Annotated in this window: 12 protein-coding genes and 1 pseudogene; 12 read left to right on the top strand and 1 reads right to left on the bottom strand. The window is 62.2% G+C overall.

Going from position 1 to position 21,828, the window contains the following annotated elements; all coding sequences use genetic code 11:
* Nucleotides 1-186 precede the first annotated feature (186 nt).
* The 8 genes from GF1_RS14045 (at nt 187) to GF1_RS14010 (ending at nt 9,048) form a co-directional block, all read left to right on the top strand.
* Nucleotides 187-384, top strand: coding sequence for a hypothetical protein (locus GF1_RS14045; RefSeq protein ID WP_267927178.1), 198 nt, complete (start codon nt 187-189; stop codon nt 382-384).
* Nucleotides 385-388: 4 nt separating this feature from the next.
* Nucleotides 389-1,030 (top strand): glycerol-3-phosphate 1-O-acyltransferase PlsY, encoded by a 642-nt coding sequence (plsY, locus tag GF1_RS14040; protein WP_267927177.1) that lies wholly within the window; start codon nt 389-391, stop codon nt 1,028-1,030.
* On the top strand, nt 1,020-1,337 hold the full coding sequence (locus GF1_RS14035) for a J domain-containing protein (RefSeq protein WP_267927176.1): 318 nt from the start codon (nt 1,020-1,022) through the stop codon (nt 1,335-1,337). Before plsY ends, GF1_RS14035 begins: the two co-directional genes overlap by 11 nt.
* Nucleotides 1,338-1,573: 236 nt before the next feature.
* A complete protein-coding gene (locus GF1_RS14030; protein WP_267927175.1) occupies nt 1,574-2,197 on the top strand; it encodes a ferredoxin-like domain-containing protein in 624 nt (207 codons plus the stop codon).
* Between the two features lie 214 nt (nt 2,198-2,411).
* A complete protein-coding gene (locus GF1_RS14025) occupies nt 2,412-2,963 on the top strand; it encodes a MarR family winged helix-turn-helix transcriptional regulator (RefSeq protein WP_267927174.1) in 552 nt (183 codons plus the stop codon).
* Nucleotides 2,960-4,219: an efflux RND transporter periplasmic adaptor subunit gene (locus tag GF1_RS14020; protein WP_267927173.1), complete on the top strand. Its 1,260-nt coding sequence runs from the start codon at nt 2,960-2,962 to the stop codon at nt 4,217-4,219. The genes GF1_RS14025 and GF1_RS14020 overlap by 4 nt, the downstream gene beginning before the upstream one ends.
* The gene (locus tag GF1_RS14015) at nt 4,216-7,449 is read left to right on the top strand and encodes an efflux RND transporter permease subunit (protein WP_267927172.1); all 3,234 of its coding nucleotides are present in this window, start codon (nt 4,216-4,218) and stop codon (nt 7,447-7,449) included. The genes GF1_RS14020 and GF1_RS14015 overlap by 4 nt, the downstream gene beginning before the upstream one ends.
* 126 nt (nt 7,450-7,575) lie before the next feature.
* A complete protein-coding gene (locus GF1_RS14010; protein WP_267927171.1) occupies nt 7,576-9,048 on the top strand; it encodes a TolC family protein in 1,473 nt (490 codons plus the stop codon).
* Nucleotides 9,049-9,135: 87 nt separating this feature from the next.
* Here the strand turns inward: GF1_RS14010 and GF1_RS14005 are convergent, their stop codons facing one another.
* Nucleotides 9,136-12,003, bottom strand: coding sequence for a hybrid sensor histidine kinase/response regulator (locus GF1_RS14005; RefSeq protein ID WP_267927170.1), 2,868 nt, complete (start codon nt 12,001-12,003; stop codon nt 9,136-9,138).
* Nucleotides 12,004-12,144: 141 nt separating this feature from the next.
* Between GF1_RS14005 and GF1_RS14000 the strand changes: the two are divergent.
* From GF1_RS14000 to recD, 4 genes and pseudogenes are all read left to right on the top strand, one after another.
* Nucleotides 12,145-13,821: pseudogene (locus tag GF1_RS14000) on the top strand (exodeoxyribonuclease V subunit gamma); the annotation flags it as partial.
* 80 nt (nt 13,822-13,901) lie between these two features.
* Nucleotides 13,902-15,653, top strand: a complete 1,752-nt coding sequence (locus GF1_RS13995) for an exodeoxyribonuclease V subunit gamma (RefSeq protein WP_267927169.1) — start codon at nt 13,902-13,904, stop codon at nt 15,651-15,653.
* Complete coding sequence (gene recB / locus GF1_RS13990; protein ID WP_267927168.1) at nt 15,640-19,386, top strand: exodeoxyribonuclease V subunit beta; 3,747 nt, start codon at nt 15,640-15,642, stop codon at nt 19,384-19,386. The genes GF1_RS13995 and recB overlap by 14 nt, the downstream gene beginning before the upstream one ends.
* A complete protein-coding gene (gene recD / locus GF1_RS13985; RefSeq protein ID WP_267927167.1) occupies nt 19,383-21,284 on the top strand; it encodes an exodeoxyribonuclease V subunit alpha in 1,902 nt (633 codons plus the stop codon). Before recB ends, recD begins: the two co-directional genes overlap by 4 nt.
* Nucleotides 21,285-21,828 lie beyond the last annotated feature (544 nt).

Genomic DNA, 21,828 nt, shown 5'->3' with positions numbered 1-21,828 from the left:
ACACCTGTCCTGCATATGTCATGGGAGAGACTCCAGATATCCGTGTCACTCCGTCTTCATTTATAACTGCATACATACCGGATAGGTTGGGCAAACGCCACTGAAAAGAAGGGCGTCTGTCTTGTTTTTCCAGGGAATTTTTTGTAGGCTCTGCCAGTTAGGTGATTTTAATCCCGTGGAGGGGTCATGAACAATCCAAACGATATATGGGAAGCCCTGGGTGAACTGGCCGAGGATGAGGCGGCGCACGTTATCACCCGGCTTTTCACCATGTATGAAGACGAGCTTAAGCGAAATCCCGACTCGGCAGAGGCGCACCAATTCTTTCAGCGTCTCGGTCAGGCCATCAGCCTCACCTGCGAGTGTAACCTGAACCGAAGATAACATCATGGCGCCACAAGACATTCTCCTTATCCTGCTCTCCTATCTGATCGGGGCCATACCGTTCGGTCTGCTGGTGTCGCGCCCCAGCGGAATCGATATTCGTACCCGGGGCAGCAGGAATATCGGGGCCACCAACGTGGCCCGGCTGCTGGGCAAGAAACTGGGGCTGCTGACTCTGCTGCTCGATATTGCCAAGGGCTTTATGCCCATGTACCTGGCCGGTTTCTTCACCAGTGGCCAGGGGCAGCACACCCTGGTCATTGCCCTGTGCGGGGCCGCGACCATTATCGGCCACATGTTTCCGCTCTATCTCCGATTCAGGGGCGGCAAGGGGGTGGCCACTGGCCTTGGGGTGTTTCTGTACCTGGCACCGATGGCCGTGCTCGGCTGCCTGGTGGTTTTCGTGGCCGCAGTCTGGCTGTCCGGTTATGTGTCCCTGGGTTCGCTCCTGGCCTCGGCCACGGTGATCCTCTGGCTCTGGCTGCTGGGCGAGCCTGCCTGGAAGTTGTGGCTGGGGGCCTTTGTCGCGGTCATGATCTGGATCAAGCATTACCAGAACATCGGCCGGCTGCTCAGCGGGACCGAGAAGAGCTGGAGTGTGTCGAAAACAGACGAAAACAGGGAAGCCACGGACTGTGAACAGTAAGGAATGGCGGCAGGCGGTGGAGGAGGCCAGGGAACTGCTTGGCCTGGGTGATCGGGCCACCCTGGGTGAGATCAAGCGGGCCTATCACCGGCAGTGCAAGAAATATCATCCCGATACCGCCGGTAAGCCGGATCAGGAGACCGAGGCGATCATGTACCGGATCACCGCGGCCTACGAGCTGCTCATGCGCTATATAAAGGACTACCGTTTCCCGCTCCGTCCCGGAGAACACGATATCTATGATGCCGAGGACTGGTGGATGGACCGGTTCGGTCAGGATCCGCTCTGGAGCCGGCGGCGGAAATAATTTTTTCTGATTACCATCAATCCTTGGCATTGAAACCGGTGTCGACCTCCCTTGTTTCACGGGACGCCATAAACCCGTCCCTGGGGGCTTGACTGTGGCCATCCAGGCCACAGACACCCGTGCAACAAGTGACGCCGACACCTTTATCCATCAGTGGCTGAATTTCAGTGGTAATTACATAATTTTTTACCATTCAACCGTTTCCAATATAACATTTCAGGAGGCATGCGTCGTCAATGGAACAGGAGAAAACCGAGTCACTGACCATTCTCTGCGGGGCCGGGCTGGTTAGCCCGGAATTTCTGCAGGCAGTCAACGATGTGGTGCAGAAATATCAGCTCACTCTCTATCTGAGCACGACCCAGAACCTGCGGCTGCTGGAGGTGAAGGAGAGCGACCGCCAGGCCATCATGGATGAGCTGGCCAGCCGGGTCGGAGCCCGGTTCAAGGGTCAGGTCAAGCACCCGCTGCCCAAGGTCTGCGTCTCCACCCCGCACTGTAAATTCGGCCGGATTGACACTTTTGGTCTGGAGGAAAAGATCTCCTCACTGCTGGCCGGTATGGCGCCGGTGAAGCCCAAGCTGAAAATCGCCATCAGCGGCTGTACCGTGGCCTGTCCCGGGTCTTTGACCACGGATATCGGTATCGTCGGAACCCCGAAGGGCATGGATGTGTACGTGGGCGGCAAGCTGGGCGCTTTTCCCCAGATCGGTCGCCGGGTGGTCCGCGGTGCCGATGAAGAGCAGGTTCTGTCCCTGATCCGGGAGCTTGTACTGTACCATGACAGCAAGACCAAGACCAAGCAGCGAATGTTCAAACTGCTCAAGGAGCCGGATTTCCCTTACCCCGACGCTGTCTGAGGTTTTTTGTCTGTTTTCCAGCCCGGCCGCGCTCATGCGCGGCTTTTTTTTTGCTTTTTTCATGTCGGAAATCCTGCCTGTCGTCGGGAGAGGGGTGTTTATCCCTTGACATTTTTTTTGCCTTTTATTTATTAGACAGTCTAATTGTTTGTTTTGTTAAATAATGGTCAGGGCCCGGTCTTGCCGGGTTGTGGTGGGACAGGGAAAGGAGTTGATGTTGGATAACAAGGAAACAGACGCTGCCCTGTTGCGTAAACAGGCCCGGTATATCTTCACGGTGGGCAAGATGCTGCGCCGGCACCTGCTCCAGGGACTGGCTGGAACCGCTGCCCGGGGTGATAATTGCTGCCACGGGGAACTGTCGCTGGCCCAGCTCAATCTGCTGCTCACCGTGCGTGGTCAGCAGGAGCTGACCCTCACCGAACTGGCGGACCTGCTCGGCGTCTCGCCGCCCTCGGTGTCGGTGATGGTGGAACGGTTGGTGGATAAGGGGTTGCTGGTCCGGGAACGGTCCACGGCCGACCGGCGCAAGGTGGTGATCGGGTTGAGTCCGGATGCCACTGACGATCTTGATCGGATCGAGGAACAGATGATCGCCTCCTTTGTCGACCTGGTGCGCGAACTGGGGCCGGAAACCGCCCAGCAGTGGTACAGGGTCCTGCAGCAGGTGGAAAAGGTCCTCCAGCAGCGTCTCGGCCGCCAGGGAGGTGTTTCCCGGTCCGGGTCCGGAGCTGCAGACATGAATGGAAACCGTACAGGCAGATGATGAACACAACCCAACCCTCCCCCTCTCTCCTCCTGCGGCTTATTCTGTGCCTGCTGATTCTCGGTGGTGGCGCCGGTGGCTTTGTCCTGCTCCAGAAGATGAAGAAACCACCACGGCACAACGCTCCGGGCGAACACGCCCTGCCGGTCGAAGTGATGGCCGTGCAGCCCGGTCAGGTGACTATCTCCCTTGACGGGTATGGTGAAATCCGCTCCCGGAGCAGGGTGGAGATATCGGCCGAGGTTTCCGGCCGGGTTGTCTCGGTTTATGGCCGGGAACGCGACGGCAGGGGTGACCTGGAATCAGGGGTGGAGGTTCAGGCCGGAGAGGTGCTGGTGGTCATCGATGATAGCGATTACCGGCTGGAATATGAAACAGCCCGGGACCGGTTGGAGATTCTTGAGCGCGACCAGGTGCTGGCCCGCCGGGAGCTGGAGCGGGTGCGGGAACTCTATAAGCGTAACAGGGCCGGCACCATCACAAGCGTTGATCGGGCGGAGAGCAATTACAACGCGGTCCGCAACCAGATCCGGCAGCTGGAACAGGCCATGCGGCTGGCCAGGCTGCGCATGGACCGGTGTGTCATCAGGGCCCCTTTCACCTGCCGGATCGCCGAAGTGCAGGTGGAAGAGGGCAGCTACGTGAGCCCTGGCCGGAAATTTTTTACCCTGGTCGATGACCGGGACCTGGAGATCGAGGTCGGTCTGGACAGCCGCGAGGCGGCCCGCTGGCTCCGGTTTGACGGCCGGGCCGGCGATGGATACTGGTTCGGGACGCCCCTGCCGGTAACGGGCAGGGTGCAGTGGGTCGAGGATGCCCGGGTCCAGGGGCAGGCCGTGGTGGACAGGGTGGTCCGTTTCGATCCCAAAAGCCGGACCGTGGTGGTGGCCCTGCGTCTATCTGCGAAACCGGATAGCGGGACTGGGGTTCCCCTGGTCGAGGGCATGTACTGCCGGGTGGCGATTCCCGGTACCGCCCTGGAGAACGTCTTTGTCCTGCCGCGCCGGGCGGTCACCTTTGACAACCGGGTCTATGTGGCCGTGGATGGCAGGTTGCAGACCCGGCAGGTGGAGGTGGCCCGGGTCGAAGAGGAGCGGGCCCTGGTCACCGCCGGCCTGAAACCAGGCGACCTGGTGATCACCACCCGGCTGGAAAATCCCCTGGAGAACGCCCTGCTCTCCATCAGCAGTGTGTCAGAGACAGACGGTGTGTCAGAGACAGACGACATCCCCAGCCCCTCCGGTGAGCACCCATGAGACGAGTTCTGGCCGCCTTTGCCGGCAACACTGTCTTCGCCAATATCGTCCTGGTCCTGATTTTCATGGCCGGTATCCTGGCCGCCTCGTCCATGATCCGGGAGTCCTTTCCCCAGTTTTCCCTGGACCGAATTTCCATCCGGGTGGTCTGGCCCGGAGCTGACCCGGAAGAGGTGGAGGAGGGAATCTGTCTCAAGCTGGAAGAGGCCCTGGAAAATGTCGAGGGCATCAAGCAGTACACCACCACCTCGTCCGAGGGGATCGGCTCGGCCGTGGTCGAGGTGAGCGAGGGCTATGATGTCAGCGAGGTGCTCGATGACATCAAGGCCCGGGTCGATGCCATTTCCACCTTTCCCGTGGATGCGGAACGGCCGGTGACCACCGAGATCACCATACGTGATTCGGTGATGCTGCTGGCCCTTTCCGGGGAGCTTAGCGAAAAACAGCTCAAGACCTGGGCCGAGCGGGTGCGGGACGAGGTGCGACTGCTGGACGGTATCTCCCAGGTGGAGGTCTTCGGGGTCCGGGATTACGAGATCTCCATCGAGATCTCCGAAGCACGTCTGCGCGAGTATGGACTGACGCTCTCCCAGGTGGCCTCGGCCATCCGCCGGGCCAGTATCAATCTGCATGGCGGCACCATCCGGACCCGGGGCGAAGAGGTCCGGATCCGGACCGTGGACCGGAAGTACACCGACGAGGAGCTGGCCCGGATCGTAGTCTTCACCGGTCCGGGAGGCGAGCTGATCCGTCTGGGTGACCTGGCCGATATCCGGGACGGGTTCACCGAAGATCCGGTGGTGGCCATCATCGACGGGAGGCCATCGGTCTTTGTCATGGTGTTCAAGACCAGTACCGAGGATTCCCTGCAGATATCGCAGACCGTGAGCCGCTATGTGCAGGAGAAACAGGACCAGCTGCCCCCCGGGGTGTCGCTGACCGATTTTTACGACAATACCAAGGCCCTCAAGGCTCGGATCAACCTGCTGACCCGCAACGGTCTCCTCGGCATGGCCCTGGTCTTTTTTCTCCTCTGGCTTTTCCTCGACCTGCGGCTCAGTTTCTGGGCCGGCATGGGTATTCCCATCTCCCTGGCCGGCGCCATGTTCATCCTCTGGTCCATGGGCGCGACCATCAACATGGTTTCCCTGTTCGGGTTCATCATGGTGCTCGGGATCGTGGTCGACGATGCCATTGTGGTGGGCGAGTCCATCTATGTGCACCGCAAGCTGGGCAAGGGGCCACTTGTGGCGGCGGTGGACGGGGTGAGCGAGGTGGGTATGCCGGTTATTGCCGCGGTTCTCACCACCGTGGTTGCCTTTATTCCGCTGGCCTATATCGGTGGTATCATGGGCAAGTTCATTGCCATCCTGCCGGTGGTGGTCATCTCCTGCCTGCTGATTTCGCTGGTCGAGTGTTTGTTTCTCCTCCCGGCCCATCTCAGCCATCTGCCGGATCTCAACCGTTCGACCAGGCCCGGAAATCGCCTGGCCAGAGTGCTCGCCGGGATGCAGCGGTTTACCCAGGAGGGCATGGAGCGTTTCGTGTCCCGGCACTATATCCCTTTCCTCGACCGGGTCCTGGGATACCGGTACGTCACCCTGGCCACTGGCCTGGCGGTCCTGCTTCTGTCGCTTGGCTTGGTTCGCAGCGGTCTGGTGAAATTTCAGGTCTTTCCCAAGATCGATGGGTTTGTCATCACCTCCACGGTGGAGTTTCCCGACGGTACGCCGCCCGAGGTGACGCTCAGGGCCCTGGACCGGATCGAAGAGGGGTTTGTCCGGGTGGCCGAGCGGATTCCCACCCGGACCGGTGAGCCCATGATCGAGAAACGGCTGCGGCTGCTGGGCCAGACCCTGTCCGGGACCATGGGCCGTACCGGGCCCAACATGGGCTCGGTCCAGTTCATTCTCCTGGATTCGGCCCGGCGGGGTGTCCACTCCAATGAACTGCTGGTGGAATGGGAGCGTGAGATCGGTCAGATTCCCGGGGCCCGTTCCCTGACCTTTGAGGGGTTGTCCGCCGGTCCGGGTGGACCTGAAATCGAGATATGGCTCCAGGGCAGGGACATGAAACAGATCCTGGCCGCCAGCGGCCTGGTGATGGACAAACTCCGCTCTTACGACGGGGTGACGCAGATCCGCAGCGATTACAGTCCGGGCAAGAACGAGTTCCGCCTGGCCCTGAAACCCGGGGCCCGGGCGCTGGGCCTGACGGCGGAAGACCTGGCCCGCCAGGTGCAGGCGGGATATTTCGGCGTGGAGTCGTACCGGCTGCAGAGGGGGCGCGACGACATCCGGGTCAAGGTGCGGCTCACCCGGGCCGAGCGGAGCCGTTTTTCCGACTTTGAACGGCTGCGGATCCGGACTCCGGACGGGGCCGAGGTGCCCATTCTCTCGGTGGCCGATATCTCCTATGGTCCGGGATTTTCCGCCATTGTTCGCACCGACGGTTTGCGGCGCGTGGCGGTGACCGCGGATGTGGACGCCCGCCGGGCCAATGCCGGGGAGATCTATGCCGACCTCTCGGCCACCTTTTTCCCCGAGCTTAAGCGCAAGTTTCCCGGCCTCCATGTGTCGCTCCAGGGGGCGAAAAAGAACATGCGCGAATCGTTTTCCAGCCTCAAGGTGACCTTTCCCCTGGCGGTGCTCGGCATCTATGTCATCGTGGCGACCATTTTCCGTTCCTATCTCCAGCCCCTGGTCATCCTTTTCACCGTGCCGTTCGGTATTATCGGTGCCATCATCGGGCACCTGCTGCTGGGATACGATCTCTCCATGATGTCCCTGTTCGGCATGGTGGCTCTGACCGGGGTGGTGGTGAACGACGCCATTGTCCTCATCGAGCGGATCAACGAGAACCTGGCCGAAGGCATGACTTTTTTCGAGGCCGTCAAGAAAGGCGGGGCCCGACGGTTCCGGGCCATTATGCTCACCTCCATTTCAACGGTGGGCGGGCTGGCTCCCCTGATCATGGAGACGGATCTCCAGGCCCGGTTTCTTATCCCCATGGCCCTGTCCCTGGCCGCTGGAGTCACTTTTGCCACTGTGCTGACCCTGGTGCTCATCCCGTCCCTGCTGGCCATTGTCAATGATCTGCGTCGGCTGGCGGTCCGACTGCGGACCGGTACCTGCCCCACCAGGGAGACGGTGGAACCGGCATCCGGCCGAAGGCAGCCGGCAACGGAGCCTCCCCTGCCATGGCAGGAAAGCACGGATCGGGCCGGCTGAAGTTTTTTTATAGTGGTTGTGCTTGCGCCGGCGGACACGGGCGACTTAAATGGAAAAAAAGTCCAGGGAGGGAGGCGCCTTTGGGCAGGAAGCATGAAATCTTGTATGGCATACCGGAGAAGAAGAATGAAACAAAGGGTCGCTGGAGGCAGACGGTTGCAGCTGATGCTTTTTCTGGTCGTTTTCTGCTGGAGTATGGCCGCACAGGCCGGGGAGCTACCTGGAGGCAAGTCCGCTCCATTGCCGGCACAGATTCAGGGGAAGGAGGAGAGTACAGCCCTCGATCTCGAGGCCGCCCAGCACCTCGCCCTGGAGGCCAATCCCTCCATGGCGGCGGCTGGCGCCCGGCTGGAACAGGCCCGGGCCCGGGTCAGGCAGGCCATGGCTGCCTGGTACCCCTCGCTTGATCTCAGCGCTTCGGGCCGGATGGTCCGGCTGTCGGATAACGACTATGAAGCGGCCCGGGATATGGCCATGCTCTATGGCGGTACTGCCGACCGGACCGTTGATGACTATTCCCTCGGCGTGCAGGCCACCTGGGTTCTCTTTGACGGCTTTTACCGCAAATTCAACCAGCAGCAGGCCAAGTTCGGGGAGAAATCGCTGGAGGCGGCCCGCCGGGATGCCCGGCGTCTGCTCCTGGCCGCGGTGGCCGAGGCTTTCTATAATGCCCAGCTCCAGCAGACGGCGGTGGAGATCGCCGCCGCCGATGCCAGGTTCTATGCCCAGCAGCTTCAGGACGCGCAGAATCGCTTTGAAGTGGGCACCGGCTCCCGGGGCGATGTGCTCAATATGAAGGTCCAGCTCAATTCGGCCCGCACCGCCCTGTTGCTGGGCAAGCGTCAGTACGAGGCCGCGCTCTACGGGTTGGCTGCCCTGCTCGGACTGCCCGAAGGCGCCTTGCCCCCGAACATGAAGCTGGCACCGCTGGACCGGGAGGTGATCTGCCCGGACCCTGCCGCCGTGGACCGGCAGGCAGAGGTAAGCAGGCTGCTTGCCGAGGCCCTGGAGACGCGGCCGGATATCCAGACGCTGGCCATGCAGATAAGGCAGGCCGAAGCCGCCGCCGGGATGGCGAAAGCCAGCGACTATCCCCGTCTTCAGCTGTCCGGGGGTGTGAACGGCGCTCGGGAGGGTGATATGGGACTCGGGGTGGATGATTTTGGTTCCAGTATCATGCTCAGCCTGGGCTGGAATCTTTATTCGGGCGGGGGTGACCGGGCCCGGCAGGTCGAGGCGCGGTTACGGCTGCGGGAGCTGCGCTACCAGTATGCCGATCTGCGCAACCGGGTGGCCTCCGAGATACGCCAGGACATGGCACTCCTGCAGGCGGCCGAGGAACAGGTCGAGCTCCAGCGGCAAACCGTGGAGCTGGTCCGGGAAAACCGGGAGCTGGCCGAGGCGGAATACCAGGCCGGGACCGCTTCCATTGTCCGGCTCAACGAGGCCCAGCGCAACCTGACCACCACCCATGTCCGTCTGGCCCAGGCTCTGGTCAACTACCACCTGGCCCGCCAGCGGCTGCTGGCGGCCACCGGCCAGAACCTGGCCGCCTTTGCCAGGTCGGCCACGACCACGGATGATGCCGGATCACGGTAGTGTGTCGAAGACAGACGAGCGGCGGCCGGCAGGGGTGGCCGGGGCGAAAAGGGGCTGAGGGGACGGGATCCGGAAGGGCAGGGCGTGTCAGTTCCCGGTACTGTTGCCTGCCTCGTCCAGAATCCGTCGCACTGTCCTGGCCATGGCCTGCAGATCGATGGGTTTCATGAGCAGGCCCCGGGCTCCGGCCTCCCGGGCCCTGGGTTCATCGACCTGCTCCGAATAGCCGGTGCAGAGAATCACCGGCAGGTCCGGGTTGATGGCCAGGATTTCATGGAGCAGGATCAGGCCGGTCATCTCCGGCATGGTCTGGTCGGTGATCACCAGGTCAAAGGCCTCGGGATTTTTTCGCAGATACTCCAGGGCCTCTTCTGGATTGCACAGGTCGGTGACCTGGTATCCGAGGTGACCGAGCATCATCCGGTAGGTGGTGCAGATATCGCGCTCATCGTCGACTATGAGGATATGCTCGTTGCCCCGGGGCAGGGGCTCGTCGGTTTCCACCAGCTCCGGTTCCAGTCCCTGGCCGGTGGCCGGCAGCAGCACGGTGAAGATCGATCCCTCTCCCGGAGTCGATTCTACCTTGATGATGCCGCCCAGGTCGTGGACGATTCCATGGACCACGCTGAGCCCCATGCCGGTGCCCTGGCCCGGTTCCTTGGTGGTGAAAAAGGGGTCAAAGATCCGGTTCAGGATCTCCTTGTCAATCCCACAGCCTGTATCCCGGATCACCAGGCGGACCCAGTTTGTCGTCTTGTCCTCTCCCTGTGGCACGGTTTCCAGGATGATATCGAGCTGTCCACCCTTTTCGCCCATGGAATGGAAGGCATTGGTGCACAGGTTCATGATGATCTGCTGAATCTGGACCGGGGAGGCCAGGACCTTGGCGTCCGGTGCCTTGATCTGCCGGTTGATCCTGATGGTGGCCGGCAGGGAGGCCCGCAGCAGCTTGAGGCTTTCCTTGATGAGCGGGGCCACGGAAACCGGGTGTTTGGCCGTGGCCCCGCGGCGGCTGAAGGTAAGAATCTGCTGGACCAGATCGGTGGCCCGCTGGCCGCCCTGACGGATATGTTCCAGGTTTTCGTAGACCGGTGAGTCGGGATCGCACAGCAGCAGGGCCATGTCGGTGAAGCCGATGATGGCCCCGAGAATGTTGTTGAAGTCGTGGGCAATGCCGCCGGCCAGGGTGCCGATGGCCTCCATTTTCTGGGCCTGTTGCAGTTGCGCTTCCAGTTCCACCTCATGGGTGATATCCCGCTTGACCGCCACGAAATGGGTGATCTTGCCCTCCTTGTCCCGGACCGGTGAAATGGTGGCCATCTCGACGAACAGGCTGCCGTCTTTTTTCCGGTTGACGATCCGCCCCTGCCAGACCTCGCCCGACGTGATGGTCTGCCACATGGAGCGGTAGAAGGCCTGGTCATGTTTACCGCTGCGCAGGATACTGGGTGTCTTGCCCAGGGCCTCTTCCCGGGAGTAGCCGGTGATGGCGGTGAAGGCCGGGTTGACATACTCGATGATACCTTCGCGGTTGGTGATGAGGATGGATTCCCGGGTCTGTTCAATGGCCGTGACCAGCCGTTTGCGGGTTTCTTCGGCGGCGAACCGTTCGGTGATGTCCTGGATCAGGGATATAAGGCAGGGCTGTTCGTTGAAATGAAACGGAACGGTGTCGACCTCCACGGTCCGACAATTGTTTTTACTGGTGATGATCTTGTAGGTGGTGGCCGGGACGGGTTTCCGGCGCAGCAGCTGTTCGTGGCGGCTGCGGAACTGGTCGTGAAACTCGGAATCGATAAAATCCAGCATCTTTCGGCCAAGGATCGCCTCCTCCCGGGATTCCTCCAGGAGCTCCAGGGCAGCGCGGTTGGCGTAGATCATCCGGCCGTCCTGGTCCCAGAGCACAACCCCGATGGGCAGATGTTCCAGCAGCCGGTGCAGCTGGGCCTCCACGGCCAGGCGCCGGTGTTCCTCGGTACTGGTGGCCAGTGACCAGGAGAGGAAAAAGCTCAGCACCAGGACCACGCATATGGCAATGGTGGTGGCCAGAAGCCACTTGTTGCGGAAATCGGTCATGGTCTGCAGCACCAGGTGTTCCGGTGTGGCCACGGCAATGGACCAGTAGTTGTTGTCGGGGAGGTGAATGGGCCGGTAGACCGCGTGCATGGTGGCGCCACCGTTTGGCGAGTGGATGGAGTGGGGCACGGTGAAGACGGCCCGGCCGGTTCTGCCGGCCATCATCTCTTCGATCATCCGGAGCATGCTCGGTGAGTCGGTCAGCCGGTCCTTCAGAGACCAGGCCGGATGAGCGATTTTTTCTTCCAGGGTATCCAGCGGACAGTAGAGGCCAACCCCGGTGCGGCTGATCAGGATGGCCCGGCTTTTGTTGCCCTGTTCAATGGCCGATACATATCTTTTGGCCAGTTCCTCGAAGGGGATCAGAAAACTGATCGTCCCCTGGTAGGTGGCGCCGTCGAAGACGGGATAGACATAGGCCACCGCCGGATAACCCTGGACGGCCATGAAGACCTCGCTGACCACGGGTTTATGGGTTTCCATGATTCTTTTGTTGTGGGGCTGACTGGAAACATCTGCGCCGATGGCTTTCTTGTCAAAAGGTACGGTATAAATTATACGACCGGTGGCATCAATGCGTGTTACCGCGGAAATTTCCGTTGCATGGATGGTGTGGAAGTCTTCCATGAGCCTCCGGCCGATGTTGTCGAGCCGAATGATCGAGGGCTGGCTGGCCAGGTAGTACAGAGCGCTGGTGCAGGTATTGAAGAAGGCTTCGATTTCCCGGGCCGCCTGGGAGGCGAGGATGAACTGTTCCTTGTTGTAGGCCTCGATGGTTTCAGTGCGGACCGAACGGTAGGGAAGGTAGAACAGGCCACTGAGGCAGGCAATGGTCAGCAGGACCAGGAGGATCCTGGTAAGTGAGAGATATTTCATCATATGTCAGCCTGACCTGTGGTGGTCGTTCTCTATGCTGAACCTGCCCGGGCTTCAGAAACACGCCGGGCGTGCCGGTGGGGTACCTGATTTCATCCAGGGAGTTACATCTGTGGCAGAACAGCTTCTCTTGCAGTATAGCAGATGGTGCGCGGCACAAGAAAAACATTTTTGCCATCAACAACGATAAGTCAGGAACCGGGAATGGGTAACCTCTTTCTCTATCAGTCCAACAGGCAGGAGCATCTGCTGCAGGCCCTGGCCGCGGTGCTGGGGACGCCGCTTCGTGATCCCCTGGCTCCTGAGATCGTGGTGGTCCAGAGCCCGGGCATGGGGCGCTGGCTTTCCCTGGAGCTTGCCCGTCACTCCGGTATTGCCGCCAACCTGGCTTTTCCGCTGGCAGCCCGTTTTGTCTGGGACGTGTTTGCCACGGTTCTCGGGCCGCTGCCCGAAGAGTCGTCCTTTGACCGCAACATACTGCAGTGGAGGATAATGGCCCTGCTGCCCGAGTTGTGCCGGCAACCCGGTTTTGGTGAGCTGGCCTCTTACCTTCACACCGACACCGATCAGCGAAAACGGTTTCAGCTCGCCGGTCGGATCAGTGATCTTTTTGACCAGTACCTGGTGTTCCGGCCGGATATGATCCTGGCCTGGGAACGGGGCGAAGACAGTGTGTCGCAGACAGACGGTGTGTCGAAGACAGATGACAGCTGGCAGGCCATCCTGTGGCGGGCTCTGGTCGGCGGTGATGAACCGCATCGGGCGGCTTTACTCCACAGGCTCCGGGCTCGCTGCGCAGAGGTGCTCTCGTCCGGCCGGATCAGGGGGTCCGGCTTTGACGCCTTGCCGGAGCGGGTCTGTCTTTTCGGAATCAGCTCCCTGGCCCCGGCTTATCTCGAGGTGCTCCGGATCGTGGCCACGTTCACCGAGGTGCATTTCTTTCATCTGAGCCCCTGTCGCAGTTTCTGGGAAGACGTGGTCTCCGGCCGGGAATTGGCCAGGAAACGGGAGAACTGGCGGCGGCAGGAGCAGGCTGACGTCAGTGGGTTCTATGCCCAGGGCAATCCGTTGCTGGCCTCCCTGGGCAGGGTGGGCCGGGACTTTTTTCGACTCCTGCTCGGGACGGTCGATGACGGTTCCGTTCCTGTCCGGGAATACGATCTCTACCAGGAGGAAGATGCAACCTGCCTGCTCGGTTCGGTGCAGCAGGATATCCTTAATCTCCATGACCGCAGTGACGCCGACGCTTCCCCTTTTATCGTCCGGCCCGAAGACAGGTCCATCACCTTTCACTCCTGCCACAGTGAGCTGCGCGAGGTGCAGGTCCTCCACGACCGGCTGCTGGAACTTTTCCAGGAGCATCCCGACCTGCTGCCCTCGGATATCCTGGTCATGGCACCGGATATCGAACGGTACCACGGGGCCATTGCCGGGGTCTTCGGGACGGCGGAAGAGCCCGGCCGGATTCCCTGGTCCCTGGCCGACCGTTCCCTCGCCGCCCACCATACCGTTATCCGGACCTTTCTCGACCTGCTGGATGTCCTCTCGGGACGGATGACCGCGCCCCAGGTCCTGGCCCTGCTGGAAACCGGGGCTGTCCGGAACGGTCTCGGCCTGACCGGGGATGATGTCAGCCGGCTGCGCACCCTGGTCGGGCACTCCGGCATCCGCTGGGGCCTCGACCAGGCCCACCGCTCGCAGTGTGTCGCAGACAGACGGTGTGTCGCAGACAGCCAGGATCCCGGCAGAGGAGCAGGGGAAGCTCCCGGTTCCGGCCTGCACACCTGGGCCTTTGGTCTGGACCGCCTGCTGCTCGGCCACGTGGCCGGCCCTTCCCTCCCCCCCCCTGCAGTGTGTCGCAGACAGACGGTGTGTCGTCCACCCCCAGGCCCTGGGAGGACATGGAGCCGTTTGGTGATCTCTCTTCCCGTGATACCCATCTCCTTGGTGTCCTGGCCTCTCTCGTCGAGCGGCTGCGGTTCTGGAGCCGCCGCCTCCGCCAGCCGGCCGCCCCTTCACGCTGGCAGGAGGTGCTGGTCGCCCTGCTGGATGATTTCTTTACCGGCGTGGAGAGCGAGGAGCAGTACAGCCTGGTCCAGCTGCGGGAGACCATCGGTCGCTTTGGCGCCACCTGCTCCAGGGCCGGGTTCACCGAACCCCTGGAGCAGAACCTGGTCCGCGCCTGGCTCGAGCATGCCCTGAACGGTGCTCCGGCGCCCTATCCGTTTCTGTCCGGTCAGGTCACGTTCTGCAACATGGTCCCCATGCGCGCCATACCCTTCCGGGTTCTCTGTCTGCTGGGTATGAACGATGGTGATTTCCCCCGGGTGCAGCGGCCGCTCTCCTTTGACCTGATGGCCAGGGAACCCCGGATCGGCGACCGCAACCGGCGTGACGATGATCGGTACCTGTTCCTCGAAGCCCTGCTTTCCGCCCGCGAGCATCTCCATATTTCCTGGATCGGCCGGGATCAGCGGGACATGAGCCTGCTGCCGCCTTCGGTGGTGGTCAGCGAGCTGCGTGACTATATCGACCGCAGTTCCGTGGCCGCCGGGGCCGGGAATTCGTCTGTCTCCGACACACCGTCTGTCTCCGACACACTGCCGGTCAGCGCGCTGCTGACCGTGGAGTATCCCCTGCAACCCTTTTCCGCGAGCTGTTTCACCGGTACGGTGTACCGCAGTCATGCCGCTCACTGGCTGCCCCCCCGGGACCCCCGGGTCGATTCTCCAGCCTTTGTCCGTCAGGCCCTGTCCGATCCTGGAGACGACAGCGGCCCGGGCGGTGCATGGGAGAGCGTTGATATCAATCTCCTGGCCAGGTTCTGGAGTCATCCGGTCCGTTTTTTTCTCCAGGAACGGCTCGGGTTGCGGTTGTGGGTGGGCGAGGAGGCCCTGGCTGAAAACGAGCCGTTTGCCCCGGACGCGCTGGAGCGCTACCAGCTGGCCAGGCAGAGCGTGGACTGTCTGCTCTCCGGCCGGGAGCCAGGGGAGTGCAGTCGCAGGCTCCGGGCTCGGGGGCTGCTGCCCCACGGTGGTTTTGGTGAGAGCCTCATGGCGGAGCTGTATGACAGGACGTCATTTTTGGTGCGCAATCTCTCGATGCTTGGCCAGGAACGGCGGGAGCCGGTGTCCGTTGACCTGGATGTGGCGGGAATCCGGCTGGTTGGCACCCTGGACGGGCTCCACGCCAAAGGGCTGGTGACCTGGCGACCCACCAGGTGGAAGGGTGGTGATCTGATCCGGCTCTGGGTCCTGCATCTGGTGCTGAACCTGGCGGCGCCGGAGGGTACGGGGCACCGCAGTTTCCACCTGGCCACGGACTCTGTTCTCTCTCTCCAGCCGGTGGAAACCGCCCGGGAACAGCTGGCGGAGTTGCTCCACTGGTACCAGTGCGGCCTGAGGGAACCACTTCATTTCTTTCCCGGGACCAGCCTTGCCTGGGCCAGGGCCAGGCGAACGGGCAGGGGGGCGGAACAGCGGGAGGCCGAGAAGGTCTGGTATGATTCGTTCAAGACACCGGGAGAACAGCAGGATCTGGCCTACCGGATCGCCCTCCGGGGGCGTGATCCCCTGGATCAGGGATTCCGGGAACTGACCCGGATCTGGGACCCGGTCCTGGATGTACTGGAGGAAGACGATGCAGCCGCTTGACCCCCTGACCTTTCCCCTGGCCGGCCGGCAGCTGATCGAGGCCTCGGCCGGGACCGGCAAGACGTACACCATTGTTCTTCTCTACCTCCGTCTTCTGCTCGAAAAGAGGCTGCCGGTGGACGAGATCCTGGTGGTGACCTTTACCCGGGCAGCCACCGAGGAACTCCGTGACCGGATCAGGAACCGGATCCGTGAGGCCCTGGACCTGCTGGAGCAGCGACCGGCAGCCTCCGGTGACCAGCTCCTGGAGGGGTTGCTGGCCCGGATTGGGCGGGAGGAGGGGGCCACGCTCCTCCAGGACGCCCTGGCCCGTATGGACGAGGCAGCCATCCACACCATCCACGGTTTCTGCCAGCGGGTTCTCCAGGACCATGCCGTGGAATCAGGTATGTCCTTTGACACCGAATTCCTCGAGAACGAGAGCCTGCTCCGGCAGCAGATCATGGAAGATTTCTGGCGGAGCCGGTTCTATGGCCTGGAGCCGCCCGAGACCGCCTGGATCCTGAAACAGTGGGCGGGCCCGGAAAAGATCCTGGGTGCCCTTGACGGCCCGCTACTGGAAAGAGGCGTGCGCTGTTTTCCAGCCATAGACCGGGAAGAGCTCGACGATCTGCGCCAGACCTGTGAGGATCGTTTCAGGGAGATACAGCAGGTCTGGCCCGGGGTGCGGGAAGAGGTCGCCGAGGCCCTGACCTCGGCCACGGGCCTCAGTCGCGACAAGCGCAAGGGCTATTCCCCGGAGCGGGTGGAACAGGCCCTGACCGGCATGGACCGCCTGGCGGACGAAGAAACCCTGGTTTGGCGACTGGTTCCGCCCATCGAACTGCTGGCCCGATCGGAGATGGAAAAGAGGATGAAGCAAAAGGGCACCCGGCCGGAGCACCCGTTTTTTTTCCTCTTTGACAGTTTTTTTACCGCCCATGGCCGGCTGCTTGCCCGGAGGAGGATAGCGATCCTGACCGAGGCCAGGGATTATATGATCCGGGAGCTGGACCAGCGTAAGAAGGAACAGGACGCCATGTACTTCGACGACCTGCTCCATCATCTTGACAGGGCCCTGCAGCGGGACACCGATGGCCGGATGGTCCGCCGCATCCGGACCCGTTTCCCGGTGGCCATGGTGGACGAGTTTCAGGACACCGATCCGGTCCAGTACCGGATTTTCAAAACCATCTATGCCGGCCGGGACGACCGGTGCGGTCTGTTCATGATCGGTGATCCCAAGCAGGCCATATACTCGTTTCGCGGGGCCGACATCTTCACCTATATCCAGGCCCGTCGCGATACACCGGAGGAAAACCGTTTCACCATTGGCACCAACTACCGCTCCACCGCGGCCATGGTGGAGGCGGTGAACCACCTTTTCGGTGCCCGGGACAGCTTTATCTTCGCAAGTGATATTCGCCTGCATCCGGTGCAGGCCGCCGGCCGGATCGAGGAGGAAAAACCGCTGCTGGTGGACGGTACCGAGCTGCCGGCCATGGAATTTCTCGTTCTGCCCGCCGAAGAGCTGGCCGGGCCCCGCTCCGGTGGCGTTCTGGCCCGCGAGAGGGGCAGGGAGGCGGCGGCTGCGCTCTGCGCGGCCCGGATCAGCCGCCTGCTGGCCGCCGGGCTTGGTGGCCGGGCTCTGATCGGCACCGGGATCGGGGCCCGGCCCCTGGCCTCGGGCGATATCGCGGTCCTGGTCCGTACCCACCGCGAGGCGGCGGTAATGCAGAGGGCTCTGGCTGCGCATAATATTGTTTCGGTCTGTTACAGCCAGGAGTCGGTGTTTGGCAGTCCCGAAGCCGAGCATCTGTTCCATCTGCTCCTGGCCCTGGAAAACCCGGAAGACGAGGGATTGGTCCGTCTGGCTCTGGTGAGTCCGCTCTTTGGCCTGGATGCGGCCGGGCTCGACCGGCTCGGCCACGACGAGGCCGCCTGGGAGGAGCGGCTGGCCATGCTCCAGGAATATCGCCAGCGGCTGGAAGAGCATGGGCCGGTTACCATGCTGCAGTATCTGGTGGCCCGGGAAGGGGTGACCAACCGGCTGCTGCAGCCTGTCAGTGTCCCGCGCACTGTCTCCGGCGAGCGGCAGCTGACCAATTACATGCACCTGGCCGAGCTGCTGCAGGAGGCCTGGAGTCGCACGGCCACCTCTGTGGCCGGACTGGTCCGCTGGTTTGATCAGCAGCTGCAGAGCTCGGAGGCGGAAAAAAAGAGCGAAAGTCAGCAGCTGCGGCTGGAAAGTGACGAGAACCTGGTCCGGATCGTGACCATCCACAAGGCCAAGGGACTGCAGTACTCCATGGTTTTTCTGCCCTTTCTCTGGGATGGAAAGGTGTGTGACCGCAACAGACCCTTTGCCTTCCATGATCCGCATACCCTGGCCCGTCAGGTGGACCTGGGCAGCGATGACGAGGGCCATTACCGCCAGGCCGAGCAGGAGAGGCTGGCCGAGGACCTGCGCCTTCTCTACGTGGCCGTGACCAGGGCTGTCTATGGCACGGTGATCTGCTGGGGCCGGTTCCGGTCCATGGAGTATTCTGCCCTGGCCTGGCTCCTCCATCGGGACGGGAATGGCCGGGTGGTCCCGGTGAAGGAACTTTCCGGGGACCGGATCATGGAAGAGCTGTACGAGCTCGCCCGCAGCACCGCGGCCCGGGCCGGTGACCGGAAGGTGATCACCGTGGGTCAGGCCGTCCCGGAGGAGCTGGCCGGACAGGAGCTCGTCCGGTTGCGACACACTCCCGCGGCGATGACCATGCCGGCCGAGATTGCTCCCCGGGTCTTCACCGGACACGTCGATACCGGCTGGCGTATCACCAGTTATTCAGGCCTGGTCTCGGGGTATGAGCCGGAGCTGGAACAGGCCGATGAGCCACTGGAAACCGATCCCGTCAGTCTTCGACACACCGTCTGTCTGCGACACACTGCCGGGCCGGGGGAGGAGGTGGTTATGGCAGGTCGGGACCGGTTCGGTTTCCCCCGAGGCGCGGCGGCGGGTACCTGTCTGCATGGCATCCTGGAGGAGTTCCTGGCCGGTGACAGTGTGTCGCAGACAGACGGTGTGTCAGAGACTGGCGCCGGTTCGCCTGAGGCTTTGTCTGTTTTCAACACACAGCGGCTGCACCGCATTGTCACGGATCAGCTCGGACTAGCCGGCATTGACGGTAGCTGGGCAGAGGTGGTCACCGGCTGGATGGAACAGGTGGTCACCACTCCGCTTGTCGATGGCCTGACCCTTGCCCGGGTGGAACCCGACAGCAGGATATGCGAGATGGGGTTCTATTTTTCCCTGGACGGGTTGCGCATCGGCCGCTGGAACGAGATACTCGAGCAGTACGGTATGGCCCCGCTGCCTGAAAAACCCGGAGTTCTGCGCGGGCTGATGAAGGGCTATATCGACCTGGTCTTCCGCGGCCGCGGCCGTTTCTGGGTGGTGGATTACAAGTCCAACTTTCTCGGCTCCGGGGTCGAAGAGTATTGTCCGGACAGGCTGAACCAGGCCATGCTGGAGCACCGTTACGACCTGCAGTACCTTATTTATATCCTGGCCCTGCACCGCTATTTGCGGATCCGGCTGAAGGATTATGACTACGACACCCATATGGGCGGCGCCCTGTACCTGTTCCTGCGGGGCATGGCGCCGGCTAACCCGCCGGGTACGGGCATCTTCCATGCCCGGCCGCAGCGGGAACTGATTGAATCTCTTGACCGGGCCTGCCAGGGCCGGGAAGCAGAGGTGGGATGATGGGGCCGGATGGCGCAGACAGGCAGATGGCGGACCTGCTGAAGCAGGCGGTTGACAGCGGCCAGCTCCGGGACCTGGACCGGCACGTGGCCCTGTTTCTCGAGCGGCTGGCCGGCGGTGATCAGCCCTGGCTGCTGCTGGCTGCAGCCTTGGCCAGCAGGGCCGTTGGCGAAGGTCATGTCTGTCTGCCCCTGGAAACCGTGGCCGGCCGGCCGGTTTTCGGAGTGGCGCCGGGAGGGGAAGATCCGCCCCCGCTGCTGGCACCGGATCTTGACAGCTGGCGCCGCAGCCTGCTGCAGTCCGGGGTTGTCTCCGGCGACCCCTCGACGCCCCTGGTGCTGGACAGGCGTGACCGGCTCTACCTGGGCCGTTATTTCCGCTATGAACAGGCGGTCGCCCGGAGGCTGCTTGCAAAAAGCTGTTCGCTGGAGGAGGTGGATACTGCCAGGGGAGCCTCCCTGCTCAGGCGGCTGTTTGGCCCGGTTGCCGACGGAGTGGACTGGCAGCGGGCCGCGGCCGCCCTGGCGCTGGTAAAACGGCTGGTGGTGATATCGGGCGGGCCCGGTACCGGCAAGACCCATACAGTGGCCCGGCTGCTGGCCCTGCTGCAGGGTATGCACGGCGGCGCCCTGCGTATCGGCCTGGCCGCGCCCACGGGCAAGGCCGCAGCCCGGCTGCAGGAGTCCATTGGCAAGGTGCTGCAGTCGGCCGGGATCCGTGATTTTCTTGCCGACCTGGACATCGACGTTCCGGACCGGGCCATGACCCTGCACCGGCTTCTCGGGGTGGTGCCGGGTTCCGGCCGTTTCCGGCACGATTCGAGTCGTCCGCTGGCCCTGGACGTTCTGGTCATCGACGAGGCCTCCATGATCGATCTGGAGCTCATGGCCAGTGTGCTCGACGCCCTGCCGGACCAGGCCCGCCTGGTCCTCCTGGGTGACCGGGATCAGCTGGCCTCGGTGGAGGCGGGCAGCCTGTTTGGTGATCTCTGCAGTCGGGCGGATGCGGGCTGGTCCGGCGGGCTGTGTCAGGTCATGGGCCGGCTCACCGGTATGGCGCTGGAACCGGGTGACCCGTCCCCTCCCGCGTTCAACGATGCTGTGGTCATGTTGCGCAAGAGTTACCGGTTTCATGATGACAGCGGCATCGGTCGCCTGGCCCGGGCGGTCAACCGGGGTGATGGCCGGGAGCTGGAAGAAATCATGGCCTCCGGAGGAACGGATCTTACCCTGGTCTCCGCCACCGGTCCCGGGCAGCGGGAATGGCTGGCCCGGGAGATCGTGGCCCGTTACCGGCCGCTTTTTACGGCCAGGGATGGTGGCGAGGCCCTGGCGGCCCTGGACAGGTTCCGGATCCTCTGTGTTCTGCGCCAGGGGACGTTCGGGGTTGCCGGGGTGAACAGCCTGGTGGAACAGGTGCTTCGCCGCCAGGGATTGATTCCGCCGGAAACCAGATGGTACCGGGGGAGGCCGGTCATGATCCTGGCCAATCATTACGGGCTCAAACTCTACAACGGGGATATCGGGGTGCTCTGGCCCGACGGACAGGGGCAGCTCATGGCCTGGTTCCTCCGCCCGGACAAGACCCTGCGGCCCGTGGCTCCGGCCCGGTTACCGCGTCATGAGACCGCCTGGGCCATAACCGTTCACAAGGCCCAGGGCTCGGAGTTTGAACATGTCCTTCTTCTTCTGCCCGGGCAGGATGGCGGTCGGGGCGGAGGATACCTGCCCCTCCTGACCCGGGAACTTCTCTATACCGGGATCACCCGGGCCAGTGGCAGGCTGACCATCTGTTCGTCCGTGCAGACCCTGCACACCGCTGTCCAGCGCCGGGTCGTCCGTTTTTCCGGTCTTGCCGACCTCCTGGCCACCGATTCTGCCTGCAACCTGAATCAGTGACGGAAAAATTATTGCTTTTTTGTTATCTTACTTGAGTCACCATCAAAAAGGACAGGTACCATTCGCTGCATCATCAACGATTGATAGAGCGTCACTCTAATCAATGGATCTCTTCCCGGAGTCTTCGTTTACCTGGCGGTTGCGGCGAAATTCCAGCTTCACTGATTCAGGTGAAAGCGCAAAAGGCTTTTGCGGCAACGGATACCGGCCAAGGCAATAAAGTAAACCATGCCTTCAATTGAGTGCCACTTTATGGTATAAAAAGAGAAATACCCATTAGCAGAAAAATGTTCTGCTGTGCCATGTTTCGGAGATCGTGATGTACCACCCTGTCGTTCCCGCCAGTTTTTCAGCCCGTGTACCAGCCCTTCTGTTGCCGGTCCGGTCACCGGTATCGGCAGCGGACCAGGACACCATAACGGCTTCCCTCCCGCTGCCTGATCCGGAGGAGATAAACCGGCGAACCGGTGTGGAACTCCGGGGGATGCATGGTAATGGTTGACGCCGAACCATTTTCTGGCATGTCCCGAAGACGGCAGTAAGG

This window comes from Desulfolithobacter dissulfuricans (assembly GCF_025998535.1).
Lineage (GTDB): Bacteria > Desulfobacterota > Desulfobulbia > Desulfobulbales > Desulfobulbaceae > Desulfolithobacter > Desulfolithobacter dissulfuricans.
Note: the sequence above shows the minus strand (reverse complement) of the source record. Positions and strands in the feature narration are given on the sequence as shown.